A 24,714-nucleotide genomic window follows, 5' to 3' on the forward strand; every position below is an offset into this window, starting at 1 on the left:
TTCTTTGCTATCGATAAATCCATTAGAAAATACTGAAAGAGAAAATTATAAACTCCTAATTGGAAGTATTATTCCAAGACCAATTGCTTTTGTTACTACCATCTCAGGGGAACATGTTTTAAATGGTGCACCTTTTAGTTATTTTAATATTGTTTCCTCTAATCCCCCAATGATTTCGCTAGCAATTCAACGGTCAGAGGGTAGACAAAAAGATACAGCAAAAAATATTCTCGCTAGTAAGGAATTTGTCGTTCATGTTGTCGATGAACAAAATGTAGAAATGGTGAATAAAACGGCAGCTAATTTGCCTTCTAATCAAAGTGAAGTTGAGTTGGCGAATTTTACAATTGTAGAGAGTGAACGGATTTCTGTACCAGGGGTACAAGAGGCTAAAGTTCGAATGGAGTGTGTATTAGAGCACTCCTTAGAATTAGGAGGTTCGGATTCTCCTGGGTGTGATTTGATTATAGGAAAAGTAATTCAATTTCATATTGATAATGAGATTTATGAAAAGGGAAGAATCGATCCGAAAAGATTGGGAGCAGTGAGCCGGTTGGCAGGTCATCATTATGCGAAAATAGGTGAGATGTTTTCTATTGAAAGACCGAAATAAAGGAACTGAGCAAAAAGTTTATGTTACCATCGTGGTTAGAATCAAAAAGGGAAGAATTAGAAGAAATCCTACCTCCTATTGAGGTTAGAGTTTTGGAAGGGGATAAATAATGAAACATATTTTTCATAAAGGGAAAGATTTATCGAGACCAACATTATTATTACTTCATGGTACAGGTGGGAATGAACTAGATTTATTACCACTTGCGGGTAGAATTGATGATGAAGCATCTATATTAAGCGTTCGTGGAAGTATATTAGAAAATGGAATGCCTCGTTTTTTCCGAAGATTAGCAGAAGGTATTTTTGATGAAGAGGATCTTATTTTTCGTACAAAAGAATTAAATGAATTTCTTGATGAAGCAGCAGTAACATATGGTTTTGATAGAGGGAATATAGTAGCTATTGGTTATTCAAATGGAGCAAATATAGCAGCAAGTTTATTATTCCATTATCAACATGCATTAAAGGGTGCTATTCTTCATCATCCTATGGTACCAAGAAGAGGAATTGAACTTCCTGATTTATCTGGTAAATCTGTGTTTATTGCAGCTGGAACCAATGATCCAATTTGTTCATCTATGGAATCTAAGGAGTTACAAACGTTATTAGAAAAGGTAAATGCAAATGTAGCAATGCATTGGGAAGATAGTGGGCATCAACTGACTGTGAGTGAAGTAGAAGCAGCGACTCAGTGGTATCGTACGTTTCTAAATGTGTGATAAAAAAGATTTTATATAGAAAGAAATTTAGCTTGGAAAGCTCAGATTGAAGCGAATTTTAGATACAATAGGTAAATTGTGATTCAACGGGAAATTTGTAAATAAAGTTGTGAGTGCAATAACTTCTGTACAAAATCCTTCTGGGGTTCACGTAGCAACAATGCTATCATTTTCTTTTTATTTTTCCCCCTACTTCTAAATGAAATGAAAGTAGGGGGAGTGCAACTGTCTAATTACTCTCCTTTTATACTACAATTTCGGGTGTATCTGCTAGTTTTGCATAGATGCATGTATGGCGGAGTTCGCTTTTGTCTGCGGATAAACTATCGTGATAGAGGATGCCTTCTAAAGTGAATTCTAGTCGTTTTGCTACGTTTCTACTTGCAGTATTAGTAGAATCACAGCGGATTTCTAGCCGCTTCGCTTGTAATTTCGAGAAAGCAAATGTGCAAAGTCCTTCAACGGCTTCTGTCATATATCCTTTGTTTCGATAGGCAGAGTGAATCCAGTATCCAATCTCAAACTTCGGAATATCCCAGTTAATACGGTGAAGGCCGGTCGAACCGATGAAATGCCCAGTTTCCTTGTCAAAAATAAGGAAGCATAGATCTTCACGACGTAAAAATTTTGCATGTGCCTCGCGAAATTTAGCTTCTGTTTCTTCTACTTCAGGAATATTTTGTGCAAATGGTAACCATGGCTTTAAGTCATCAATAGAAGCCCGGATAGCTGCGTTAATTTCTTCTCCATCACCTGGAAACGGCTTGCGAATACGTAAGCGTTTCGTGTCAAAAGAACTTGGGAAATCTAGTAGAATAGGATTCATTATGTTAATCTCCTTCCTTCCATTTATTACACATTATTTTATCATATTTCCTCTTTTTTACTCATAGAATCTACTAATAGATTTAATAGGAGGAACCAAACATGGGGAGAAGAATAGGATTGAAAGATAGAATAACGCTACATATAAGAGAACATTCTTCGATTTATTTGTTTGTGAGTGTATTGTTGTTAATGGGCGTAGTATTCGGTGCCATTATTGTAAATAGTATTCACTTGAATCAGAAAAAAGAGTTGTTTTCTTATTTAGAACAGTTCTTTGGACAAGTATCACAAGGGAAATTAGGAGATCCGATGGAGATATTTAAGCAGAGTTACTTCTCACATCTTAAATATATTGCACTTATTTGGTTACTTGGTATTTCTGTAATTGGCTTACCAGTTATTCTAATCCTTGTATTTACAAAAGGGATTGTCGTTGGTTTCACAGTTGGTTTTCTTGTTGATCAGTTAGGGTGGGAAGGATTCATGTTGTCATTTGTGTCGGTATTACCACAAAATTTATTAATTATCCCGCTCTATATTATTGTAAGTACGCTTGCGGTAAGTTGTTCGATGAAATTAATTCGCCAACATTTTATTAATCGAAAGTCTGTGTCCTTTCTTCCTTTCTTAATGAGATATACGGCTGTATTTACATTAGTCGGTGTGTTTCTTCTGTGTGCATCGTTATTTGAAGCATTTGCTTCTCCGTATTTTATGAAAGGGGTCTTCGATATTATAAAAGAATAAATATTAAGTAGTAACAATTATTTTCTTTTGCAAGCGACGCTTCTTTTGGTATAATAGTAAAATAAGCGACGTGGGAGGAGTGAAGACTAAAATGGAGAAGCGAATAGAAGCAATTAAGAAGCATTTACAAACAGCTAGTTATAAATTAACACCACAGCGCGAGGCAACTGTTCGAGTGCTTCTTGAGCACGAAGAAGATCATTTAAGTGCGGAAGATGTGTACCTCCTTGTGAAAGAAAAGTCGCCAGAGATTGGCTTGGCAACTGTTTATCGAACACTTGAGTTATTAACAGAATTGAAAATAGTAGATAAAATTAACTTCGGTGATGGCGTATCCCGTTATGATTTACGCCATGAAGGAGCAACTCATTTCCATCATCATTTAATTTGTACAGAGTGCGGAGCTGTGGATGAAGTTGAAGAATACTTGCTTTCTGACGTGGAGAAAGCTGTTGAAACGACATGGAAATTCCAAGTGAAGGACCATCGACTAACATTCTATGGTATATGCCATCGTTGTCAAGAAGATGACGGACAAAAATAACCTTTTCCATTTTAACGGGAGAGGTTTTTCTATTTTTTCTAGGTACATAAACTTTCTCTTCGTATACGTATAAAATGCCATTTTGTTGGCATATGTTGTAGTAACAAGTAGTCCCATATGAAAGGGATGCGTTATACTATATGAAGAGAAAGTTGGAATGAATAAATGAAAAAAAAGAGAAGTCTATTAATAGAAGGACTGAAGGTCGTTTTGTTGTTCACTGGATGTACGATTTTGTTTTATATTAGCATTTCATGGATACATCAAGAATACCAAAATTATCGTCGATATGATGAACCGAATCAATCGTCTATTAAGGCGAGTACTAGTATGGATGAAGGAGTGGATTTTGTTCATCGTATGATGTTCTTTTATGAAAAGGGAGAGTAGTGGTTGAATGGAGAATGAGTTAAAAGATTTTATCCATTATATCATGGTAGAGAGAGGTCTAGCGGAGAACACGATTGTTTCGTATGAACGTGATTTGAAGAAGTATACGATGTACTTGCAGAATATAGAGAGTATAACGGCGTGGAAAGATGTGACGAGATTCTCGATTTTGCATTATTTGAAATATTTAAAGGAGCAAGGCCATTCTGCGAAGACGCTAGCAAGACATATTGCATCGGTTCGTTCGTTCCATCATTTTCTGTTACGTGAGCAAGTAGTGACAACCGATCCAACTGTGCATATTGAAACACCGCAAGGAGAAAGGCAGCTTCCTAAAGTATTGAATATAGAAGAAGTAGAGGCGTTACTACAAGCTCCGAAAGATACAGGTGGATTTGGGATGCGCGATAAGGCGATGTTAGAGTTATTATATGCAACAGGCTTACGAGTATCGGAGCTTATTAATTTAGATTTATCTGATATACATACAACAATGGGATTTGTTCGCTGCTTAGGTAAAGGGAAGAAAGAACGTATTATCCCGATTGGGAGATTAGCGACAGAAGCAGTAGAGAAATATTTACAGCATGGACGACGTGAGCTACTTGGTAAAAAGACGAATGATGCATTGTTTTTAAATCACCATGGCAATCGTTTATCTAGGCAAGGGTTTTGGAAAATATTAAAGAAACTCACGAAGGAAGCGAAGATTGAAAAAGAATTAACACCGCATACGTTGCGCCATTCGTTTGCGACGCACTTGTTAGAGAACGGTGCTGACTTACGTGCTGTGCAAGAAATGCTTGGTCACGCGGATATTTCGACGACGCAAATCTATACACATGTATCAAAAGCAAGACTTAGTGATGTATACAAACAATTTCATCCGAGAGCGTAATAATATTCGGAGTTATTACCACATGTCTAGTTAAGTATGATATAGTAAAGGCTCGGCAAAAAGATACATTTCTCAAAGATGTGAACAAAAAGAAAACGCTTAAAATTTATTAAAACGAATTTTTGTAAAACGCTTGCAAAACTATCTTTGCGGGCGTATACTCTAGTTGTCAGACATCATACGTAATGTTTCTCATTTGAGATGTAATAGTATAATAACGAATTGTCGATAATATAAAAATAGAAAACAGCTGTGATGTAATGGAGGGATACGTATGAGCAAGTATTCATACAAACGTGTATTTTTAATCGTAATGGATTCAGTAGGAATTGGTGAAGCACCAGATGCCGATAAGTACGGCGACAAAGGTTCAGATACATTAGGACATATTGCAGACCATATGAATGGCCTACACATGCCAAACATGGCGAAGTTAGGTTTAAGTAACATTCGTGAAATTAAAGGAATTGAAAAAGCAAACAAGCCAATGGCTTACTATACAAAAATGCAAGAAGTATCAGCAGGTAAAGATACAATGACAGGACACTGGGAGATCATGGGCTTACGCATTGATCAACCATTCCAAGCATTCCCAGAAGGGTTCCCAGATGAGTTAATTAACGAATTTGAAGCTCGTACTGGTCGCAAAGTAATTGGAAACAAGCCAGCATCAGGAACAGAAATTTTAGATGAGTTAGGCGAAGAGCATGTGAAGACAGGCGCGTTAATCGTCTACACATCAGCAGACTCTGTATTCCAAATTGCAGCACATGAAGATGTTGTATCAATTGACGAATTATACGAGTACTGCAAAATCGCTCGTGAGTTAACGTTAGATCCGAAATATATGGTAGGTCGTGTTATCGCCCGTCCATTCCTTGGCGAAGCAGGAAATTGGAAGCGTACAGCTAACCGTCATGACTACGCATTAAAGCCATTCGGTCATACAGTAATGAATGAGTTACAAGATAACAACTTAGACGTTATCGCAATCGGTAAAATCTCAGACATCTATGATGGTGAAGGTGTAACGAAGTCACTTCGTACAGTATCGAACATGGATGGAATGGATAAGTTAAACGAGACATTAGACATGGACTTCACAGGTCTTAGCTTCGTAAACTTAGTTGACTTCGATGCACTTTACGGACATCGTCGTGACCCACAAGGGTACGGGGAAGCATTACAAGAGTATGATGTACGCCTTGCGGAAGTAGTAGAGAAATTACAAGAAGATGATTTATTAATCATTACAGCAGACCACGGTAATGATCCTGTTCATCCAGGTACAGACCATACACGTGAGTATGTGCCGTTACTTGTATATAGTCCAAGTATGGCAGAAGGAAAAGAATTATCACTTCGTGAAACATTTGCAGATATCGGCGCAACAATCGCAGATAACTTCAACGTTTCGTTACCAAAACATGGAAAGAGTTTCTTAGGGGAATTAAAGTAGGAGGGGAAACGAATGAACATTCAACAATCAGCGAAATTTTTACAAGAAAAAGTATCAATTAAACCAGAAATCGGTTTAATCTTAGGATCAGGCTTAGGGGTATTAGTAGAGGAAATTGAAAATCAAGTATGCATTCCATATAACGAAATTCCAGAATTTCCTGTATCAACAGTTGAAGGTCACGCAGGCCAGCTAGTATTCGGAACTATTAAAGGAGTTCCTGTAGTAGCGATGCAAGGGCGTTTCCACTTCTACGAAGGATACGATATGAACAAAGTAACGTTCCCTGTTCGTGTAATGAAGGAATTAGGTGTGGAGAAAATCGTTGTAACAAACGCAGCAGGTGGCGTACAGACCGACTTCGTACCTGGTGATTTAATGTTAATTACGGACCACATCAACTTCATGGGAACAAATCCACTAATCGGACCAAATGATAACACAATGGGTGTTCGCTTCCCTGACATGTCAGAAGCGTATTCTAAGCGTTTAGGTGAAGTGGCGAAAGGTGTAGCAACGAAACTGGGTTTAGATTTAAAAGAAGGCGTATACTTCGGTGTAACAGGACCTTCTTATGAAACTCCAGCAGAAATCCGTATGATTCGTACAGTAGGAGGGGACGCTGTTGGTATGTCAACAGTTCCTGAAGTAATCGTTGCACGTCATGCTGGTATGGAAGTACTAGGTATTTCATGTATCACGAACATGGCAGCTGGTATTTTAGATCAACCATTAAACCATGAAGAAGTAATTGAAACAACAGAAAAAGTAAAAGCAAACTTCTTAGCGTTAGTAAAAGAAATCGTTAGCGAAATGTAATAGAGGGAGAGGGCGACTGGAATCAGTCGTTTCTCTCTTACTATATTTATCGGAGGATGATTAATATGAGAATGGTAGATTTAATCGAGAAAAAACGTGACGGACATGTATTAACAACAGAAGAAATTAACTTCATTGTAGATGGTTTCACAAATGGTTCTATTCCAGACTATCAAATGAGTGCGCTTTCAATGGCAATCTTCTTCAAAGGTATGACAGAGCAAGAACGTGCAGACTTAACAATGGCAATGGTTAACTCAGGTGACACAATTGATTTAGCTGATATCGAAGGAATCAAAGTAGACAAGCATTCAACTGGCGGTGTAGGTGATACAACGACATTAGTATTAGGCCCATTAGTAGCGGCTGTTGACGTACCAGTTGCGAAAATGTCAGGCCGTGGATTAGGTCATACAGGTGGTACAATCGATAAATTAGAAGCAATCGAAGGCTTCCACGTAGAAATCGACAACCAAGAGTTCATCGACTTAGTAAACAAAAATAAAATTGCTGTTATCGGTCAAAGTGGAAACTTAACGCCAGCTGACAAGAAGTTATATGCACTTCGTGACGTAACAGCGACAGTAGATTCAATTCCACTTATCGCAAGCTCAATCATGAGTAAGAAAATCGCTGCAGGTGCAGATGCAATTGTTCTTGATGTAAAAACAGGAGCAGGCGCATTCATGAAGAGTTTTGATGATGCGAAAGAATTAGCAGGCGCAATGGTTCGCATCGGAAACAACGTAGGCCGTAACACGATGGCTGTTATTTCAGATATGAGCCAACCACTAGGATATGCAATTGGTAACGCACTAGAAGTACAAGAAGCGATCGATACACTTCAAGGAAAAGGTCCAAAAGACTTAGAAGAGTTATGCTTAGTATTAGGTAGCCAAATGGTATTCCTAGCTGGTAAAGCAGAATCACTTGAAGATGCACGTGAGAAATTAATCGAAGTAATGAATAACGGTAAAGCGTTAGAGAAGTTCAAAGTATTCCTTGAGGCACAAGGTGGAGACGGTTCAATCGTACATGATCCTTCTAAATTACCACAAGCGAAATACGTAATTGAAGTAGAAGCGAAAGAAGACGGTTACGTAAGCGAAATCGTTGCTGACGAAATTGGAACAGCAGCAATGATCTTAGGTGCAGGACGCGCGACGAAAGAATCAGAAATCGATTTAGCTGTTGGTTTAATGTTACGCAAAAAAGTAGGCGACAAAGTTGCTAAAGGCGAGTCTTTAGTAACAATGTATACAAACACAGAAGACGTAGAGAAAGTAAAAGAAATTATCTACGCAAACATGAAAATCAGCAAAGAAGAAGTTGCTGAACCAGTATTAGTACACGGTGTAATTACTGAATAATGCATGAAAGCCCGAACTCTCCTGGCATGTGAGAGTTCGGGCTTTTTGATGTTGCTTCTTTTGTAGCAGCTTTCTCCACGAAATAGACGAAAAATAAAAAGAATAGATAACTAATTAAAAATACAACACTGTTATAGTAAAAATGAAATGTAAATGTACAGGGTAGGATGCTTAAACTAAGCGATTTCCATCTATATGTCGTAAAGAATCCACATGCTATTGCTTGTAGAACAAACATCGATGGAAAGTAAAGAAATAGCGAATTAATTATAGATAGCTTTGATGTCCATTGGCCCATAGTTAAATATATTATGTTCTAAGGCAGCATAGCAAAGTGAGAAGGCGATTGCTGTAACAACTTTTATGATGTTTTTGTAAGAGCTTTTATTCGTGTCTCCTTTTTACAAATTTCTTTGCTACAAAGTATGCAATGCTATACAAAATCATGTAAAACACGACGTAAGGGAGAGCGCTATCGTTATAATAGACTAGCATACAAATAGTAGCAGCTATCACAGATACACCTAGTGGTATGAAAATAGGTAACTTCAAAAATGCATTCGTAATTCCTTGTAGAATAAACAAGATTGGAATGTAGATAAGAAGTACTCCAAAATAGAAACCCTTCAGTTGCATGTCATTGTATTGTAGAAGATTCTCCTTCATGATGCTACAAATTGTAAACATAAGAATAGCTGGTAAGATGACTGTTATCCCTTTTGTTATGTTCATATTCTAGCACTCCTTTTCCTTAGTAAAGAAGGGTGAATAAATTACCCTTTTTCTCATGTTGACTGTTGACTAAGAAACCTTGAGTTTCTTTTGAATAGTAATCGCAAAATAAAGAACATAACGATTCCAAATCCAAAGAAATAGAGGAAGTATAAGTACGAGCTTCCATTTGATAATGCTCCTCCAACTAGTGCGACAATAACGGTAATAAGGGCAATATAAAATGGCTCTAGCTTCTTAAAGAGAAGGAATTGACCGTTACGCTCTAGCTTATTACGTGAGAAAATAAATGAACCAATGAATATACTTAATCCGGTAATGATAGTTGCTGCGATCAGTGTGTCATATGATGGGTATTCTACTTTGAAGTATGAGAGTGGATCAGTAGGATTAGATCCATCATAGGTAGACGTATTCCAAAAGTGATACTCATACATCATGGTTGGTAAAGTTGTAATATTAATAAGGTGGAAAGAATCAATATAAAATTCAGGATCAGGCTTTTGCAGTAGTACTTGAATAAATGGTCTTATTAACATAACAGCAGTTTGCCCGATGAATAAAAGCAAGAAACTAAGCAATACTTGTGAAATAATACGTCCCGTAAATGTCCCTACGAATAGGCAAACAGAGTAAATACCAACATAAGCAAAACTAGCAAATAAGAAATACATTGGCCAATGAGAGATATCTTCATAGTTCCGAATAAAGGACGTTTGAATAGTGATAATTGTTATAATGATATTACCAATTAAAGCAAGTAAAATATGCACGGCACCGAAAAACCACTTTGCTAAAAACAATTCCTTACGTGAAAACGGCAAAGAAAATTGAAACTTTAAGCTACCGTTATTACGTTTCCCGTTGAGTAAGAAGGCGGCAAATAAAGCAAGGACAATCGTAATCGCAAGTGGGGCAATAAGGCTAAACCCTTTACCGTAATAGATTGGATCCATGAATCCATCAGCACGCTGTTCATAATTACGAGTAACTAGTGTTAAATAATCAAATGGTATCGAGAAAAAGATTACAATCCACATTGCTAAGATGGCAAACTTCGATTGTTTCCAGTTGTGCAACCATAATACTTTATGAAACATGTCCATTCCCCCCTAAATTATATTCGAATAAGTCTTCTAAGGTCATCGGAAGTTCATCTAATAAGAGAGGGGTTTCTTTTGTAAATTTATATAATGTTTCTTCAGCGTTTCCTCGTATTAATACAATATGAACACGTCCAGTTGTTTCTAGAATACTGACGTTTGACAATGCTTCAAGCTTTTGTGGGAATGATTTCTCGAAAGCAACTTGTATTTTCATATAATCATTTTTCATATCACCTAATGAAGTAATACTGTCTACTTTTCCTTTTTTCAGCATAACAACGGTATCAGCAATTTTCTCAATTTCATCAAGGTGATGGGTAGAGATAAGAACAGATACGTTACGCGCAGAAACTTCTTCAATAATGAATTGTAGAACGCGCTTTTTAATAAACGGATCAAGACCATTTGTCGGCTCATCAAGCAAGACAACCTCTGCTCGTGTAGAGAAAGCAAGTAAGATTTGAATGAGTGCTTTCATGCCTTTGGAGTAGTTCGCCATTTTTCCAGTAGGTAAGGAGAACCGTTCTACTAATGTATAAAAATATGCTTCATCGAATGTGGTGTAGATCATTTTATAGATGTTGACGATTTCTTTCACTGTGTAGTTTTTTAACATGGAGGTAGAGTCTGGACTAAAGACAATTTTTTGTTTAATAGCTGGGTTGTTATGAATATTCATATCGTTGTATGTCACTTCTCCGGCGTCTTGGTCTAGGATACCAATCATCGTCTCCATAAGCGTAGACTTACCAACGCCGTTACGTCCAACAAGACCTGTAACGGAACCTGGTGGAATAGAAAATGTGACATCTTCTAAAATACTTCGGTCATCAATTTTTTTTGATAGGTTTTTTACTTGTAGCATCGCTTTCGCCCCCTAAATCGTTCATAATATCTTCTATCCATGTACGAAACAACTCTTCTGTTACACCTATACAGCTTGCTTCAATAAGAAGTTTCTTTAATGCTTTTTTTATTTCTAGTTGTTGTTCTTCGTTGCCAGTGGGATGGAACTTCTCGGATATGAATGTTCCTCTTCCTCGGATTGTTTCGACGATTCCTTGTCGTTCTAGATATTGATACGCTTTACCAACTGTATTTGGATTGACGATAATCATTGATGATAATTCTAAGATAGAAGGTAGTTTTTCGTTCGGCAAAAGAACACCTTTAATGATAAATTCTTTTATTTGCTGCACAATTTGTTCCCATACAGGTACACTTCCTCGTGGATTAATGTGGATCTTCATAGAAGCCCTCCTTCCTCAAAAAGGTACATAATCACAAAACACTAAGTGTACTAGTGTGTATAGTGTACTATGATTATATGTTAATTATTAGGAAAAAGAAACGATTGTTTTAAAAAAATTCATAATTTTGTAAATGTGTTTCTTTAGGGATGCAAAAAAAGCAAGTAGCTAAGCTACTTGCTTTCGGCGAAATATCCATTGTAAAAGGAAATATGTGACAAGGCCGCAAAAGATGAGGAGGATATAGTTAATAAATAAGTATCCAGGAGCAGAGTCAAAAAATCCACCTACTAAAGCAACACAAATGGATGTACAAATAATGAACGGTTGGTGTAGAGATGGAAATAGTAATGCTTTGTATCCATTCTCACTTTTTGTATGTGTACATGCTTGTTGGCCAAAATAAAGGCAAATAGCAATGATAATTGCTGACGATAAGAACAAATAAGGTGTTGGCATCATGACATCAAATGATACGGGTAGATAATCAGGATCGTTATAAGACGTACCATAACCAGGACTATTAGTAATGCTATACTCTGCTAACATAATTGGTAATGTAAATGATTTAATTGCATCATGTGCCTCGTAAAATGTGAAATTCTGGCTCCATGTGTGTGCGTATAGGATGCGTTCTACTAGGAGAATACAGCCGTGTGTAAAAAAGAGGAGGATGCCTGTTAGTGTAAAGTGGGCAACTACATGTCCTGTAATGGTGCCGATAAATAATGCTAGCGCGTAAATCGCGACGAATGTGGCGCTCGCTAATAAAAAGAACATTCCCCAATGTGCATATGCATTTGTCTCATACTGATGAATAACTGTTGTTTGGATAATAATTAATGTTAATGCAATATTCACTGCTAAAGCTACGATAATATGTATCGCTCCATAAACGAATTTTGAAAAAAAGATATCTTTTCTTGAAAAAGGTAAGGACAAATGGAAGTCACTATTTTCATTATGGTATTCCATTGTTGTTAACATGATTGCTAAACAAAGAATTAGTATTGTTACAGTGATAGTAGGATATGCGATATCAAAATAATGTTGATATTCAAATGTCCCATTTCTTTTTTCATAATTATAGTTATCGGATAACGCTTGTAAATAATATATAGGAATTGTTACAAAAAGGATGATCCAAAGTGTATATATCACGTATTTTGAGTTTTTCCAGTTTTGTAGCCACAGTGCTTTATTCCACATGTTCTCACCTCATTTGTGATTTCAATTTCAATGTTATGATTTTTCTTAGGAAGAAGAACGTTCCAATTCCAGCGCCAATAAAGCCAATATAGTAACTAATTAACGTACTATTAAATAAGGTTGCGATGAAATATCCTCCGAATAATGCAAAGCAAATGACCGTACATACAATAAAGGGAAGGTGTAGCACAGGAAATAACAATGCTTTACCGTTGTTTTCACTTTTTGTTCGTGTATATAGCAGCATTCCTACTAGAAAGCTGAAGATAATGACGCAAACGGGCACCATAAGATAGTACAAATCTAGTGAATATACCGAAAAGTCGCTATATTCATCGTAAGCTACTATATACTCCTGTAATATATAGGTTGGTTGTAAATGCGTTATGATTGTGGAGAATATCTCTGTTTGTGTAACTAGCCCGTATACACGGTCAACATGTATACGTTGTGCCACTTCCATTAACGCCGTTAGTCCATGAGCAAAAATTAATGTTACAAAACTCAAGACTAGTTGTAAAACGATATTGCCTGTAATTGTACCAAGGAACAAGGCGAATGAGAAAATAGCAGTTAACACAACAACAGCAATGAGATAGAATAGTAGCCAATGATTTGACCTTTCATACATGTTAATCATCGTTGTTTCTGCTAATGCAATAACAATTAGTATATTTATTCCGAGTCCGATAACGATATGACCCACACCGAAAAGCCATTTCGAGAGGAAGAGATCTTTTCTTGAAAAAGGTAAGGAGAAATGAAAATCACTTGAATCGTTTGTTCGTTCTCTACCTATTAAGCTTCCTGCCAAAATAATCAGGATGGCTGCCCCGTATAAAGCAAGCCCGTCTCCATTAAAATAATTTCTGTAATTTATTGCTTGGTTATAATTTACAGCAATATACATAGCATTCCATAGTTTACTCAAATAATGAAACGGCAAGAAATAAAACATTGCAATCCAAAACGCAACCACAACATACTTCGATTGCTTCCAGTTTCGTAACCAAAGTGCTTTATGAAACATCTTTCTTTCCTCCTAACGAATGGACGAAGACGTCTTCTAATGTCGTTGGGATTTCCTCTAGGAAAATAGGAGTTTCTTGTCTGAACTTATGCAATGTTTCTTCTACATTCCCTTTGATAAGTACGGTGTGTACACGGCCGATTTGTTCTAGTATCGTCACATTTGATAATGCTTCTAGCTTTTGCGGGAACGAACGTTCAAAGATAGCGTGTACTTTCACGTAGTTTCCTTTCATGTCTTCAAGAGATGTGATGCCTTCCATCTGTCCGTTATTTAGCATAATGACAGTATCAGCGATTTTCTCAATTTCTTCTAAGTGATGCGTCGAGATTAAGAGAGATAATTCTCGTTCTGATACTTCTTCAATCATAAATTGTAAGATTTGTTTCTTGATAATTGGATCAAGCCCGTTCGTTGGTTCATCGAGTAAGATGTAGGTCGCTTTCGTAGAGAAAGCAAGAATGATATGAAGTAATGCTTTCATTCCTTTTGAATAACGGCTAATCTTTTGTTCGTGTAACGAGAAGCGACCTATTAGTTCATAGAAATATGCTTCATCGAATTTTTCATAGATTGCTTTGTATAACGTAACAAGCTCCTTCACTTTGTATTTCTCAATGACAGTAGGCGAGTCTGGAACGAACATAATTGTTTGTTTAATAGACGGTTGTTGATGGATGTCCACATCGTCTACTAATACTCGTCCTTCTTCTGGATCAAGAATGCCAATCATTGTGCGCATTAATGTCGTCTTTCCGACACCGTTTCGACCTAGTAATCCTGTGATCGAACCAGGTGGGATCGTGAAGGTAATATCTTTGAGAACAGTTTTGTTATCAATTGTTTTCGTCACGTTTTGTACGCTCAGCATGTGTTTCTCCCCCTAACTCTTCCATAATTTCTTCAATCCATTGGTGTAGCATTTGTTGGTCTACTCCAGCATATTTCGCTTCAATAATCATTTTCTTTAGTGATTCTTTCATCATTGTTAATTGTTGTTTGTCTGCTTTTGGCTCGAAATGAGCAGAGACAAACGTCCCCCTTCCACGTATTGTTTCAATAACCCCTTGGCGCTCTAATTCTTGATACGCTTTACTTACTGTGTTCGGATTGACGACCAAAATAGAGGATAATTCCCGAACCGAGGGGAGTTTATCGTTTGGAGTCATATATCCTTTGACAATTGATTCCTTCACTTGTTGAACAATTTGTTCCCATATCGAGGTACTACTCCTCGAATCGATATATATGTGCATATACACCATCCTTTTAAAAGTGTATTGAGTGTATTAAGTGTACTACTTTAACTAATACACTTGAATTGTAGAATATTTTGGTAATAAAAGCAAGTAGTTACAAGTTAAAAAATGTAAACTTTTTTCAAATCTTCGTTTTAACCCGTATAAAAAAAGAGTGTATGGAAAAAATAGGTATGGTATAGAAAAGCTACCACTCGTGGGTTAGATTCCCTTAAATAGTGAATAGCGAAGTTTAGCGTGGGATAAAGAATGGAGGGTTATGAGTATGAAACGTTTAATTGGGGCATTTGTTGTACTTCTTCTAGTAATGCCACCAACTTATTCAACGGTTTCTGCGAATAAGTCGAAGGAAGAGAGTACAAGTACAGACTTAGTTCCAGGTGCTTCATCTGCGGTTGTAATCGAGCAGGATACTGGGAATATTTTGTATGAGAAGAATAGCAATCAAGCATTACCACCAGCTAGTATGACGAAAATCATGACGATGCTTCTTATTATGGATCAAATCGAGAGTGGGAAGTTAACACTTGAGGAGAAAGTTCGCGCAAGTGAGTATGCAGCTTCGATGGGTGGTTCGCAAATCTTCTTAGAAGTAGGCGAAGAGATGACAGTCGATGAGTTGCTGCGTGGAATCGCAATTGCGTCTGGAAATGATGCTTCAATGGCGATGGCAGAACGAATTGCTGGTTCAGAAGAAGCGTTCGTGAAGATGATGAATGAGAAGGCACAGGAGTTAGGGTTGAAAAATACGAAGTTCCAAAACCCAACAGGACTTCCAGCGAAAGATCATTATTCATCGGCGTACGACATGGCTATCATGGGAAGAGAGTTATTGAAATATCCGCTTATTACGAAGTACACAGGTACATATGAAGGTTATCTTCGAGAAAATACGGATCGTAAGTTTTGGCTTGTGAACACGAATAAGCTAGTGAAATTTTACCCAGGTGTAGATGGATTGAAGACAGGTTTCACTGGTGAGGCGAAATATTGCTTAACTGCTACAGCGAAAAAAGGTAACATGCGTGTTATTTCTGTTGTGATGGGCGCTCAAACGTCGAAAGAACGAAATGCACAAGTATCAAAGTTACTCGATTTTGCATTTAACACATATGAAACGAAGCAATTATATGAAAAAGGACAATTAGTCCAGAAGATAAAGGTAAGCAAGGGAGAGAAAGAAGAACTTCCACTTGTTGCCGAGTATAACGTATCTCTTTTATTACGTAAAGGTGAAAAGGGAGAGCATTTAACACAAGAAGTGAAGAAAAAAGATAGTGTGCGAGCACCTGTGAAAAAGGGTGACGAATTAGGTACACTTGTCGTGAAGAACAAAAACAAAGTTGTATCTGAAATTCCACTTATCGCAAGTGAAGATGTACAAGAAGCAAGCTGGTGGCAAATTTTCAAACGTACGATGGGTTCATTTACACGATTTAACTAATCGTATCGAATTTACACTAGTTTTGTCAGGTGGAAGGATTTCAGGAGAGACTCAGCGAAACAAATCCTTATGCATATAAGAAGGAGGAAGGATCAATGAGTCTTTCGATTAACTTAGAAGTAAAGCAAGACGTGCTTTGTATCCGACTTGATGGAGAGTTAGACCACCATACGGCAGAACAGTTACGTATGAAGGTGACAACAGTTCTTGAACATAAGCCAATTCAGCACATTATTTTGAATTTAGAAGGATTAGCGTTTATGGACAGCTCGGGCTTAGGTGTGATATTAGGACGCTATAAGTATATTAAAGGCAAAGGCGGAGAAATGGTTGTTTGTTCCATTTCACCAGCTGTGAAGCGCTTGTTTGAAATGTCTGGTTTGTTTAAAATCATTCGATTAGAAGAGAATGAAGCACATGCGCTTTACACGTTGGGGGTGGCATAATGAGAAATGAAATGCACCTTCAATTTTCGGCGTTAAGTCAAAATGAATCATTTGCACGTGTGGCTGTTGCAGCATTCGTCGCACAATTAGATCCAACTTTAGATGAATTAACAGAGATTAAAACAGTTGTATCAGAAGCCGTAACTAATTCTATTATTCACGGTTATGAAGGAAATCCAAATGGTATTGTTTATATTTCGATTGTATTAGAGGATGGAATGGTTCATTTATCGATTCGTGATGAAGGGATTGGTATTCACGATGTTGAGGAAGCACGTCAGCCATTATTTACAACGAAACCAGAACTTGAGCGTTCAGGTATGGGCTTTACGATTATGGAGAACTTCATGGACAAATGTGAAGTAGAATCGAACGAATTATCTGGCACAACCATTCATCTCTCAAAATATTTATCAAAAAGCAATGCGTTGTGTAATTAAGGAGATATAGCCTATGGATGTGGAGGTTAGAAAAGACCAGAAGAAGGCAGGTTTGAAAGATGCTGACATAAAAGAACTCATTAAGCAGAGCCAAGAAGGTAATCAAGAAGCACGGAATACAATCGTGCAAAATAACCTCCGGCTCGTATGGTCTGTTGTGCAGCGTTTTATAAATCGGGGATATGACCCAGAAGATTTATTCCAAATTGGATGTATAGGTTTGTTGAAATCCGTTGATAAATTCGATTTGTCGTTTGACGTAAAATTCTCGACATATGCAGTTCCGATGATTATCGGGGAGATTCAACGTTTCTTACGCGATGATGGTACCGTAAAAGTAAGTCGTTCTCTGAAAGAAACAGGGAACAAAATACGAAAAGTAAAAGACGAACTATCGAAGAAGTTAGGGCGTATGCCAACGATTTCAGAAATTGCTGAGCATATGGAGATGACAGTAGAGGATATCGTGCTAGCACAAGAAGCAAGCCGTACGCCATCATCTATCCATGAGACAGTGTATGAGAATGATGGCGATCCAATTACATTGTTAGATCAAATTGCTGATCAAAGCGAAGCAAAATGGTTTGACAAAATCGCATTGAAAGAAGCAATCCGTGAATTAGATGAGCGAGAGCGACTCATCGTATATTTACGTTATTACAAAGATCAAACTCAGTCTGAAGTGGCCGAACGGCTTGGCATTTCACAAGTACAAGTATCGCGACTGGAAAAGAAAATATTAGCTCAAATGAAAGATCGAATAGGCGAGTAGCCATTCGGTCTTTTTTTATTTTTATAGGAGAGGATGATTAGGAATGGAAATGTGTTGATAGCCGTAATATAAGTGGGTAACACTAGCAGAAAAGGTGAAAGTATCACTCAAAATCCATTCATTTTCTGTGCATGAAAATAAAGACAATACTCATACTACTCATAAAAGGATGTGGGGATGTGAGTCAAATGTTGTATATACGACTACGGCATCGTTTGCTTGTAGACCCTGCTCATCCAATCAAACTCAAGGATATAGCGGAATTGATTGGAGAGGTAGAAATTGTACATGCATTGCAGGACATTATCATTTACGAAATAAGTAAGAAGGACAAAACACATGTTGTTCTCGATATTATGTTTGTACTAGACGCTATCAAAAAGCATGTTCCACATGTGGAGTGCAACGTCATTGGTCCGACACAAACACTTGTTGAGATTAATGTGAGAAAGAAGAAGATTAATCCATTTTTTCTTATAGTCACTTGGTTGTTGTTGTTTGTTGGTGCTGGACTAGCCATTATTTACTTCCATGAAGATGTGAGTATGCAACAAGTACATCAACGTATTTATTACATGATTACTGGGGAAGTAAAGGAAAAGCCACTTGTATTTCAAATTCCGTACTCTATTGGACTCGGGGTGGGAATGATTTTGTTCTTTAATCATGTGTTTCAAAAGCGTATTAACGAAGAGCCAAGCCCGCTCGAAGTAGAAATGTTTCAATATCAGCAATCACTTGATCAATATGTGATTCATCATGACGAGAAGGAACAGCAGAAGGATATTGATCGTTCTTAAGTATTGTTTCGTCGTCTTTACAGGTTTTGCGGGCGGCATTGCAGTTGGAAGTGGGTTTGTCGCATTTTTGACTGTGCTTGGTGTCATTCCACGATTAGCACAGTTAGCAAAAGCAAATAAGTATGTTCATTATTTGCAGTGGGCAGTTGTTTTAGGAGCCGTAGTGAATGGATGGATGAGCTTACAAGATGCGGCATTTACGTTATCTGTGTACGTGTTGATTCCGATTGGCTTAGCGTGTGGCGTGTTCGTGGGCATGTTAGCGGCAGCGTTAACAGAGATATTGAACGTGTTTCCTATTTTAACGAAGCGAGTAGGGTTAGAAACGAAAATCATTTATTTACTAATGGCAATTGCGCTTGGAAAGATTGTAGGATCGTTATTCCATTGGATTTATTTCATTGAGTAAGAAGGAGACAACTATGAGCAAAAAGCTAAAAGATAATTACAAAGAAGACGTAAAAGGGTATCAACCACAAATCCCTTATTTCAAAAACTGTGTGAAAGCATTTCTTGTTGGTGGTACGATTTGTGTCATTGGTCAGCTTATTTCAAACTTCTATATTACATATTTTGATTTCACAAAAGAAACAGCAGGTGATCCAACAGTTGGAACGCTTGTCTTAATTTCGGCTATTTTAACAGGATTAGGTGTATACGATAAGCTTGGTCAATTTGCCGGGGCAGGTTCTGCTGTACCGGTGACGGGATTTGCGAACTCGATGGCGAGTGCTGCAATTGAATATCGTAGTGAAGGCATTGTGCTTGGAGTTGCGACGAATATGTTTAAGTTAGCGGGTAGTGTCATTGTATTCGGTGTTGTTGCAGCATATATACTCGGAATGATTCGTTATGCGGTAAGTATTTGGATGTGAAGGGAGAAAAACAATGCGTCTTACTGGAAAACAAACATGGGTATTTGAAAATGATGTATATGTGAATGAAACAGGGACAGCTGTTGGGCCGGATGAGGCACAAGGTCCGCTTGCAAGTAAATTCGATAAAACATATGAAGATTTATATTGTGGCGAAGATAGCTGGGAACTGGCAGAACGAACATTGATGAGGGATGCGGTTAATCATTGTTTGCAAAAGGCGAATGTCACCATTGATGATGTAGACGTTATGCTAGCAGGTGATTTATTAAATCAAAACGTCACAGCGAATTACCTTGCGAGAGAAATGCAAGTACCATTTCTTTGTATGTTCGGGGCATGCTCGACCTCAATGGAAACGTTGGCGGTTGCCTCGGCTTTAATTGATGCTGGCTTTGCCAAAAAAGCTATTGCTGCAACAAGTAGCCATAATGCAACGGCTGAACGACAATTCCGTTACCCGACGGAGTATGGTGGACAAAAGCCAGACAGTGCAACGTTTACTGTATCTGGTTCGGGTGCCGCACTTGTCAGTACAGAAAAAAGTGCAATCAAGGTGACATCCGCAACAATTGGAAAAGTACAAGACTTGGGCTTAACAGATCCGTTCGATATGGGTTCGGCAATGGCTCCAGCTGCTGCTGATACAATTAAGCAACACTTTGAGGACTTAGATCGTAAGCCAAGTGACTATGATCTAATTGTGACAGGAGACTTATCGAAAGTAGGCCAACCAATCTGTAAACGTATGTTACAAGATGAGGGATATGATATGGGCGACCGCTATACGGATTGTGGGTTATTAATTTATAACCCAGATCAAGAAGTATTTGCTGGTGGTAGTGGTTGTGCATGTTGTGCGGTTGTCACATACGCTCATTTAATCGATGAGATGAAGAAAGGAACATATAACCGTGTTCTTGTTGTTGCAACAGGTGCACTACTGAGCCCAACAATGATTCAACAGAAAGAAACGATTCCAACGATTGCACATGGTGTTGTGTTGGAACGAGTGAAAGGGGTGTAGAGGATGCAATTTGTATGGGCCTTTATTGTAGGTGGATTAATCTGTGTAATTGGTCAATTGTTGTTAGATAAGGCGAAATTCACGCCTGCACATTTAATGGCAACATTTGTTGTGAGTGGTGCACTGTTAGATACATTTCATTTGTATGATGACTTAATTGAATTTGCTGGTGCAGGTGCAACGGTACCGATTACGAGCTTTGGCCATTCACTTTTACACGGAGCATTGGAGAAGGCCTCGGAACATGGGTTTGTCGGAATAGGCATGGGGATTTTCTCATTAACGTCGTCTGGTATTTCCGCTGCAATTATTTTTGGGTTTTTAGCTGCATTAATTTTTAAACCGAAAGGATAGACACGATGAGACGAAGGATTGTTTTGGTAACAGATGGTGATGAATATGCGTTTCGGACAATTTCCTTTTTGGCGAAAGAATATGGGGGACGTTGTATTTCGCAATCTCAAGGCAATCCGTCGAAGCTAAGTGGTAGCAAAATTGTTGAATTAATTCTTCAAACTCCCCACGATCCAGTTTTTGTAATGTTTGATGACAGTGGTTTCATTGGAGAAGGTCCGGGTGAACGGGCAATGAAGTATGTTGCCAATCATCGGAATATTGATGTAGTAGGAGTGTTAGCAGTCGCATCAAATACGCATCATTGGGAGTGGACACGCGTGGATGTGAGTATCGATGCATTCGGAGAATTGACAGAGTACGGTGTTGATAAATTTGGCATTCAGGAGATGGATATTGGTCGGATTAATGGTGATACGATTTATTGTTTGGATCAACTAAATGTACCTATTATTATCGGCATCGGAGATATCGGGAAAATGGGCGGAAAGGACGATATTAAGTTAGGTTCGCCTATCACAAAAAAAGCAATTGATATTATCTTTGAGAGGAGTGGCTTCAATGAGCAACACGGATACTTCCGTTAGTATTCCGGTGTCGTCTTTCATTGGTGATAATGCGAACTATTTGAAAGAAAGACTTGGAATAGGCATTACATTTGATATTGATTCACGTACTATTCATGTAGCTGGTACAGAAGTACAAGCTTATTATGTAAATGGGTTATGTGATTCTACGTTAATTGTTCAACTATTAGAAGAATTAATTGATACGCCTAATGAAACAGCACAAAATAGCAAAAGTATATTTGATTTAGTCGAATCGAGAATCATTCATCAACAAGTGAGTACGCTGCAAGCATTTGAAGATATTGTAGAACAATTATTATGTGGTTTATTTATCATCTTTGTTGATGGCGAAGCAAAAGCATTAAGTATCGATTTACGTTCTTATCCAGGACGAAATCCAGAAGAACCACAAGCAGAGAAAATTATATCAGGTTCAAAGGATGGCTTTGTTGAAAATGTTATCGTAAACACGGCATTAATTCGTCGACGTATTCGTGATGAGCGTCTACGTAATGAAGTAATCAAGGTCGGTGTCCGTTCGAAGACGGATATCGTGATCTCGTACATACAAGATGTGGCGAATCCAGAACTAATTAACATTATTAAACAAGAGTTAACGAATATTAATATCGATGGTCTACCGATGGCTGAGAAAATGGTAGAAGAATTTCTACTTAATCAAGGCTTTAATCCATTTCCACAAACAAAGGTAACGGAGCGACCTGACATTGCAGCGACGCATTTATTAGAGGGGCATGTGCTAATTCTTGTTGATACGTCACCTAGTGCACTTATCACACCAGCGACGTTCTTCCATCACTTGCAACATGCGGAAGAGTACCGAACTGCAACATTGCAAGGGACGATGGTGCGTTTATTCCGGTTTATGGCAGTATTTGCATCTGTTTTATTACTACCTTTATGGTTCGTATTTGTATTAGAGCCACAGTTATTGCCACCACAACTAAGTTATATCGGCCCAGCAGAACATTCAAATATGCCAGTAGTTGCACAAATTCTTCTTGCGATTCTCGCCTTAGAGTTCTTACGGATGGCAGCTCTTCATACACCGAATGCAATTATTACCGCGATGGGACTAGTCGCAGCCACCTTAATTGGTCAAATTGCGATTGAAGTAGGGTTGTTCTTACCAGAAGTCGTATTATATTCTGCAGTTGCAATGCTTGGTACATTTGCGACGCCGAGTCATGAACTTGGAGGTGCGAATCGGATAGTAGGATTATTTTTAGTGATCCTTGTATATTTCTTCCATGAAGAAGGATTTGTCGTTGGAGTTACGTTCGTCATTCTTTATTTAGCGTCCAAAAAGCCATTGCAAACACCGTATTTATGGCCGCTTATCCCGTTTAATCCAGGAGCATTCTTACAAATTTTCCTTCGTCCTCCGATGGCAAGTGATCGGAAGCGTCCAAGCGGAATTCATCCAATGCAAATGAAACGTCAGTCTTAAACAAAAACTATTGCGCATTTATAGTATGTGTGATAAATTAATCTAAATATTCCAATAAAAACAGTAAATAGAGGCATATTTACTGTTTTTGTAGTATAAGCATTTCGAAAATACGAACATATAATAGAGTAGAACAGTTCGGCTAGTCTACATTGGATGAGGGGAGATAGGGTAGTGTACTTGCATGGAACGAGCGCGGTAAATGAACGAGGGAATTTAACAATTGGTGGAATGGATACGACAGAGTTAGTCAAGCAATACGGTACACCATTGTATGTATATGACGTTTCTCTTATACGTCAAAAAGCGAGGGGATTTGTTGATACTTTTGCGAAACATGGAATGAAGGCGCAAGTTGCTTATGCAAGTAAAGCATTTTGTACAGTTGCAATGCTTCAAGTAGTAGAAGAAGAAGGATTAAGTTTAGATGTTGTATCTGGAGGCGAATTATATACAGCACTACAAGCGAATTTCCCGACAGAACGTATTCATTTCCACGGAAATAACAAAAGTAGAGAAGAGTTGGAGATGGCCTTGCGTGCCAATATAGGATGTATAGTTGTCGATAACTTCTATGAACTAGAGTTGTTAAAAGAGTTAACGGAACAATATGAACAGCGTATGCCAATTTTATTACGTGTGACACCAGGTGTAGAAGCGCATACGCATGAATATATTTTGACAGGGCAAGAAGATTCGAAGTTTGGTTTTGATTTGCAAAGTGGCGGGGCAACAGAAGCTGTGCGACGCGCACTAGAAGCACCGTATCTCTCTTTGTTAGGTGTACATTTCCATATTGGATCGCAAATATTTGATATGACATCGTTTCACTTAGCTGCAGAAAAAGTATTCCAATGTCTCGTGCAGTGGCGTGATGAGTTTGAATTTATCTCAACAGTCTTGAACTTTGGTGGAGGATTCGGTATTCGTTATACCGATGAAGATATTCCTGCATCGCCAGCGGTATGTGTGGAACATATTATTTCGGTAGCGAAGCATTTTACACATATTCATGGTATGGTGTTACCGGAAATTTGGATTGAGCCAGGAAGGGCTTTAGCTGGTGACGCAGGAACAACATTGTACAAAGTTGGTTCGACGAAGTATATTCCGAACGTACGTAATTACGTATCTGTAGACGGTGGAATGAGTGATAACATTCGTACAGCTCTATATGATGCGAAATATGAAGCGGCTTTGGCGAATCGGATGAAGGAAGAGAAGACAGAGCTTGTCTCTGTAGCAGGGAAATGCTGTGAAACAGGGGATATGCTTATCTGGGATGTGACATTGCCTTCACCGAAAGCAGAAGATATACTTGCTATTTCATGTACAGGTGCATATTGCTACTCGATGGCAAGTAACTATAATCGTTTGCCACGACCAGCTGTAGTTTTTGTTGAGAATGAGGAAGCACAGGTTGTTGTGGAACGTGAGACGTATGAGGATATTATAAAGTTTGATAAAGCCTATAAATCGGTCGTAAGAAATAATGAACGATAGGAGAAGAAGGTTCGTACGTGAGTGCGAGCCTTCTTTTT

Annotated in this window: 30 protein-coding genes; 21 read left to right on the plus strand and 9 right to left on the minus strand. The window is 38.1% G+C overall.

All coding sequences use genetic code 11. The features are described 5' to 3' along the window. Positions 1 to 4 precede the first annotated feature (4 nt). Positions 5 to 613 carry a flavin reductase family protein gene (locus IEV41_RS00400; RefSeq protein WP_188386490.1) on the plus strand — a complete coding sequence of 203 codons (609 nt, stop codon included), beginning with the start codon at positions 5 to 7 and terminating at the stop codon, positions 611 to 613. Positions 614 to 722: 109 nt separating this feature from the next. Then, on the plus strand, positions 723 to 1,334 hold the full coding sequence (locus tag IEV41_RS00405; RefSeq protein WP_188386491.1) for an alpha/beta hydrolase: 612 nt from the start codon (positions 723 to 725) through the stop codon (positions 1,332 to 1,334). 244 nt (positions 1,335 to 1,578) lie between these two features. On the opposite strand, the gene IEV41_RS00410 is transcribed toward IEV41_RS00405, so the two are convergent. Continuing rightward, a complete protein-coding gene (locus tag IEV41_RS00410; RefSeq protein WP_188386492.1) occupies positions 1,579 to 2,160 on the minus strand; it encodes a GNAT family N-acetyltransferase in 582 nt (193 codons plus the stop codon). Between the two features lie 101 nt (positions 2,161 to 2,261). Between IEV41_RS00410 and spoIIM the strand changes: the two genes are divergently transcribed. The 7 genes from spoIIM (at position 2,262) to IEV41_RS00445 (ending at position 8,389) form a co-directional block, all read left to right on the plus strand. Continuing rightward, positions 2,262 to 2,909 (plus strand): stage II sporulation protein M, encoded by a 648-nt coding sequence (gene spoIIM / locus IEV41_RS00415; protein WP_188386493.1) that lies wholly within the window; start codon positions 2,262 to 2,264, stop codon positions 2,907 to 2,909. A gap of 91 nt (positions 2,910 to 3,000) precedes the next feature. Further along, positions 3,001 to 3,453: a ferric iron uptake transcriptional regulator gene (fur, locus tag IEV41_RS00420; RefSeq protein ID WP_188386494.1), complete on the plus strand. Its 453-nt coding sequence runs from the start codon at positions 3,001 to 3,003 to the stop codon at positions 3,451 to 3,453. 165 nt (positions 3,454 to 3,618) lie between these two features. Continuing rightward, positions 3,619 to 3,843: a DUF4227 family protein gene (locus tag IEV41_RS00425; protein WP_188386495.1), complete on the plus strand. Its 225-nt coding sequence runs from the start codon at positions 3,619 to 3,621 to the stop codon at positions 3,841 to 3,843. A gap of 7 nt (positions 3,844 to 3,850) precedes the next feature. After that, on the plus strand, positions 3,851 to 4,741 hold the full coding sequence (xerD, locus tag IEV41_RS00430) for a site-specific tyrosine recombinase XerD (protein ID WP_188386496.1): 891 nt from the start codon (positions 3,851 to 3,853) through the stop codon (positions 4,739 to 4,741). A gap of 274 nt (positions 4,742 to 5,015) precedes the next feature. After that, positions 5,016 to 6,200 carry a phosphopentomutase gene (deoB, locus tag IEV41_RS00435; protein ID WP_188386497.1) on the plus strand — a complete coding sequence of 395 codons (1,185 nt, stop codon included), beginning with the start codon at positions 5,016 to 5,018 and terminating at the stop codon, positions 6,198 to 6,200. A 12-nt stretch (positions 6,201 to 6,212) separates the two neighbouring features. Continuing rightward, entirely contained in the window at positions 6,213 to 7,019 is an 807-nt protein-coding gene (locus IEV41_RS00440) for a purine-nucleoside phosphorylase (RefSeq protein WP_188386498.1), read from the plus strand. 65 nt (positions 7,020 to 7,084) lie between these two features. Next, the gene (locus tag IEV41_RS00445; RefSeq protein WP_188386499.1) at positions 7,085 to 8,389 is read left to right on the plus strand and encodes a pyrimidine-nucleoside phosphorylase; all 1,305 of its coding nucleotides are present in this window, start codon (positions 7,085 to 7,087) and stop codon (positions 8,387 to 8,389) included. A 384-nt stretch (positions 8,390 to 8,773) separates the two neighbouring features. Here IEV41_RS00445 and IEV41_RS00450 read toward each other — a convergent pair whose 3' ends face one another. From IEV41_RS00450 to IEV41_RS00485, 8 genes are all read right to left on the minus strand, one after another. Continuing rightward, on the minus strand, positions 8,774 to 9,121 hold the full coding sequence (locus IEV41_RS00450) for a hypothetical protein (protein WP_188386500.1): 348 nt from the start codon (positions 9,119 to 9,121) through the stop codon (positions 8,774 to 8,776). A gap of 53 nt (positions 9,122 to 9,174) precedes the next feature. Then, a complete protein-coding gene (locus IEV41_RS00455; protein WP_188386501.1) occupies positions 9,175 to 10,221 on the minus strand; it encodes an ABC transporter permease in 1,047 nt (348 codons plus the stop codon). Continuing rightward, entirely contained in the window at positions 10,211 to 11,092 is an 882-nt protein-coding gene (locus IEV41_RS00460; protein ID WP_188386502.1) for an ABC transporter ATP-binding protein, read from the minus strand. Before IEV41_RS00460 ends, IEV41_RS00455 begins: the two co-directional genes overlap by 11 nt. Continuing rightward, the gene (locus IEV41_RS00465; protein WP_188386503.1) at positions 11,058 to 11,477 is read right to left on the minus strand and encodes a GntR family transcriptional regulator; all 420 of its coding nucleotides are present in this window, start codon (positions 11,475 to 11,477) and stop codon (positions 11,058 to 11,060) included. Before IEV41_RS00465 ends, IEV41_RS00460 begins: the two co-directional genes overlap by 35 nt. 168 nt (positions 11,478 to 11,645) lie before the next feature. Continuing rightward, positions 11,646 to 12,686, minus strand: a complete 1,041-nt coding sequence (locus IEV41_RS00470) for an ABC transporter permease subunit (protein WP_188386504.1) — start codon at positions 12,684 to 12,686, stop codon at positions 11,646 to 11,648. Positions 12,687 to 12,690: 4 nt separating this feature from the next. Continuing rightward, the gene (locus IEV41_RS00475) at positions 12,691 to 13,716 is read right to left on the minus strand and encodes an ABC transporter permease (protein ID WP_188386505.1); all 1,026 of its coding nucleotides are present in this window, start codon (positions 13,714 to 13,716) and stop codon (positions 12,691 to 12,693) included. After that, positions 13,706 to 14,587 carry an ABC transporter ATP-binding protein gene (locus IEV41_RS00480; RefSeq protein ID WP_188386506.1) on the minus strand — a complete coding sequence of 294 codons (882 nt, stop codon included), beginning with the start codon at positions 14,585 to 14,587 and terminating at the stop codon, positions 13,706 to 13,708. Before IEV41_RS00480 ends, IEV41_RS00475 begins: the two co-directional genes overlap by 11 nt. Continuing rightward, positions 14,553 to 14,972: a GntR family transcriptional regulator gene (locus tag IEV41_RS00485; RefSeq protein ID WP_188386507.1), complete on the minus strand. Its 420-nt coding sequence runs from the start codon at positions 14,970 to 14,972 to the stop codon at positions 14,553 to 14,555. The genes IEV41_RS00480 and IEV41_RS00485 overlap by 35 nt, the downstream gene beginning before the upstream one ends. 268 nt (positions 14,973 to 15,240) lie before the next feature. Between IEV41_RS00485 and IEV41_RS00490 the strand changes: the two genes are divergently transcribed. The 12 genes from IEV41_RS00490 to lysA all read left to right on the plus strand — a co-directional run bounded on the left by IEV41_RS00490 (position 15,241) and on the right by lysA (position 24,676). Continuing rightward, positions 15,241 to 16,419: a D-alanyl-D-alanine carboxypeptidase family protein gene (locus tag IEV41_RS00490; RefSeq protein WP_188386508.1), complete on the plus strand. Its 1,179-nt coding sequence runs from the start codon at positions 15,241 to 15,243 to the stop codon at positions 16,417 to 16,419. 95 nt (positions 16,420 to 16,514) lie between these two features. Then, on the plus strand, positions 16,515 to 16,865 hold the full coding sequence (gene spoIIAA, locus IEV41_RS00495; protein ID WP_188386509.1) for an anti-sigma F factor antagonist: 351 nt from the start codon (positions 16,515 to 16,517) through the stop codon (positions 16,863 to 16,865). After that, positions 16,865 to 17,305: an anti-sigma F factor gene (gene spoIIAB, locus IEV41_RS00500; RefSeq protein WP_188386510.1), complete on the plus strand. Its 441-nt coding sequence runs from the start codon at positions 16,865 to 16,867 to the stop codon at positions 17,303 to 17,305. The genes spoIIAA and spoIIAB overlap by 1 nt, the downstream gene beginning before the upstream one ends. A 13-nt stretch (positions 17,306 to 17,318) precedes the next feature. After that, entirely contained in the window at positions 17,319 to 18,077 is a 759-nt protein-coding gene (sigF, locus tag IEV41_RS00505; protein WP_188386511.1) for an RNA polymerase sporulation sigma factor SigF, read from the plus strand. 179 nt (positions 18,078 to 18,256) lie between these two features. Next, positions 18,257 to 18,877, plus strand: coding sequence for a stage V sporulation protein AA (locus tag IEV41_RS00510; RefSeq protein WP_188386512.1), 621 nt, complete (start codon positions 18,257 to 18,259; stop codon positions 18,875 to 18,877). Continuing rightward, positions 18,864 to 19,286 carry a stage V sporulation protein AB gene (locus IEV41_RS00515; protein WP_275583687.1) on the plus strand — a complete coding sequence of 141 codons (423 nt, stop codon included), beginning with the start codon at positions 18,864 to 18,866 and terminating at the stop codon, positions 19,284 to 19,286. Before IEV41_RS00510 ends, IEV41_RS00515 begins: the two co-directional genes overlap by 14 nt. Before the next feature lie 13 nt (positions 19,287 to 19,299). Next, positions 19,300 to 19,752: a stage V sporulation protein AC gene (gene spoVAC / locus IEV41_RS00520; protein ID WP_188386514.1), complete on the plus strand. Its 453-nt coding sequence runs from the start codon at positions 19,300 to 19,302 to the stop codon at positions 19,750 to 19,752. Positions 19,753 to 19,765: 13 nt separating this feature from the next. After that, a complete protein-coding gene (gene spoVAD, locus IEV41_RS00525; RefSeq protein WP_188386515.1) occupies positions 19,766 to 20,779 on the plus strand; it encodes a stage V sporulation protein AD in 1,014 nt (337 codons plus the stop codon). Positions 20,780 to 20,782: 3 nt separating this feature from the next. After that, positions 20,783 to 21,133 carry a stage V sporulation protein AE gene (gene spoVAE / locus IEV41_RS00530; RefSeq protein WP_188386516.1) on the plus strand — a complete coding sequence of 117 codons (351 nt, stop codon included), beginning with the start codon at positions 20,783 to 20,785 and terminating at the stop codon, positions 21,131 to 21,133. 5 nt (positions 21,134 to 21,138) lie between these two features. Next, entirely contained in the window at positions 21,139 to 21,720 is a 582-nt protein-coding gene (spoVAEA, locus tag IEV41_RS00535) for a stage V sporulation protein SpoVABEA (RefSeq protein WP_188386517.1), read from the plus strand. Further along, complete coding sequence (locus IEV41_RS00540) at positions 21,695 to 23,173, plus strand: spore germination protein (protein ID WP_188386518.1); 1,479 nt, start codon at positions 21,695 to 21,697, stop codon at positions 23,171 to 23,173. The genes spoVAEA and IEV41_RS00540 overlap by 26 nt, the downstream gene beginning before the upstream one ends. A 174-nt stretch (positions 23,174 to 23,347) precedes the next feature. Beyond that, positions 23,348 to 24,676, plus strand: a complete 1,329-nt coding sequence (lysA, locus tag IEV41_RS00545; protein WP_188386519.1) for a diaminopimelate decarboxylase — start codon at positions 23,348 to 23,350, stop codon at positions 24,674 to 24,676. Positions 24,677 to 24,714: the final 38 nt, after the last annotated feature.

The sequence above is a fragment of the Priestia taiwanensis genome, from assembly GCF_014638355.1.
GTDB lineage: Bacteria > Bacillota > Bacilli > Bacillales > Bacillaceae_G > Priestia_D > Priestia_D taiwanensis.

Bases quoted from the DNA above. Each gene is read 5' to 3' on its own strand.
- spoVAD (WP_188386515.1), top strand. From the start codon at position 19,766: ATGCGTCTTACTGGAAAACAAACATGGGTATTTGAAAATGATGTATAT.
- spoVAE (WP_188386516.1), top strand. From the start codon at position 20,783: ATGCAATTTGTATGGGCCTTTATTGTAGGTGGATTAATCTGTGTAATT.
- IEV41_RS00425 (WP_188386495.1), top strand. From the start codon at position 3,619: ATGAAAAAAAAGAGAAGTCTATTAATAGAAGGACTGAAGGTCGTTTTG.
- IEV41_RS00450 (WP_188386500.1), bottom strand. From the start codon at position 9,121: ATGAACATAACAAAAGGGATAACAGTCATCTTACCAGCTATTCTTATG.
- IEV41_RS00475 (WP_188386505.1), bottom strand. From the start codon at position 13,716: ATGTTTCATAAAGCACTTTGGTTACGAAACTGGAAGCAATCGAAGTAT.
- IEV41_RS00455 (WP_188386501.1), bottom strand. From the start codon at position 10,221: ATGTTTCATAAAGTATTATGGTTGCACAACTGGAAACAATCGAAGTTT.
- IEV41_RS00490 (WP_188386508.1), top strand. From the start codon at position 15,241: ATGAAACGTTTAATTGGGGCATTTGTTGTACTTCTTCTAGTAATGCCA.
- xerD (WP_188386496.1), top strand. From the start codon at position 3,851: ATGGAGAATGAGTTAAAAGATTTTATCCATTATATCATGGTAGAGAGA.
- spoIIAB (WP_188386510.1), top strand. From the start codon at position 16,865: ATGAGAAATGAAATGCACCTTCAATTTTCGGCGTTAAGTCAAAATGAA.
- spoVAEA (WP_188386517.1), top strand. From the start codon at position 21,139: ATGAGACGAAGGATTGTTTTGGTAACAGATGGTGATGAATATGCGTTT.
- sigF (WP_188386511.1), top strand. From the start codon at position 17,319: ATGGATGTGGAGGTTAGAAAAGACCAGAAGAAGGCAGGTTTGAAAGAT.
- fur (WP_188386494.1), top strand. From the start codon at position 3,001: ATGGAGAAGCGAATAGAAGCAATTAAGAAGCATTTACAAACAGCTAGT.
- IEV41_RS00445 (WP_188386499.1), top strand. From the start codon at position 7,085: ATGAGAATGGTAGATTTAATCGAGAAAAAACGTGACGGACATGTATTA.
- IEV41_RS00465 (WP_188386503.1), bottom strand. From the start codon at position 11,477: ATGAAGATCCACATTAATCCACGAGGAAGTGTACCTGTATGGGAACAA.
- IEV41_RS00540 (WP_188386518.1), top strand. From the start codon at position 21,695: ATGAGCAACACGGATACTTCCGTTAGTATTCCGGTGTCGTCTTTCATT.
- IEV41_RS00480 (WP_188386506.1), bottom strand. From the start codon at position 14,587: ATGCTGAGCGTACAAAACGTGACGAAAACAATTGATAACAAAACTGTT.
- deoB (WP_188386497.1), top strand. From the start codon at position 5,016: ATGAGCAAGTATTCATACAAACGTGTATTTTTAATCGTAATGGATTCA.
- IEV41_RS00410 (WP_188386492.1), bottom strand. From the start codon at position 2,160: ATGAATCCTATTCTACTAGATTTCCCAAGTTCTTTTGACACGAAACGC.
- IEV41_RS00460 (WP_188386502.1), bottom strand. From the start codon at position 11,092: ATGCTACAAGTAAAAAACCTATCAAAAAAAATTGATGACCGAAGTATT.
- IEV41_RS00440 (WP_188386498.1), top strand. From the start codon at position 6,213: ATGAACATTCAACAATCAGCGAAATTTTTACAAGAAAAAGTATCAATT.
- IEV41_RS00405 (WP_188386491.1), top strand. From the start codon at position 723: ATGAAACATATTTTTCATAAAGGGAAAGATTTATCGAGACCAACATTA.
- IEV41_RS00470 (WP_188386504.1), bottom strand. From the start codon at position 12,686: ATGTGGAATAAAGCACTGTGGCTACAAAACTGGAAAAACTCAAAATAC.
- spoIIM (WP_188386493.1), top strand. From the start codon at position 2,262: ATGGGGAGAAGAATAGGATTGAAAGATAGAATAACGCTACATATAAGA.
- IEV41_RS00485 (WP_188386507.1), bottom strand. From the start codon at position 14,972: ATGCACATATATATCGATTCGAGGAGTAGTACCTCGATATGGGAACAA.
- spoIIAA (WP_188386509.1), top strand. From the start codon at position 16,515: ATGAGTCTTTCGATTAACTTAGAAGTAAAGCAAGACGTGCTTTGTATC.
- spoVAC (WP_188386514.1), top strand. From the start codon at position 19,300: ATGAGCAAAAAGCTAAAAGATAATTACAAAGAAGACGTAAAAGGGTAT.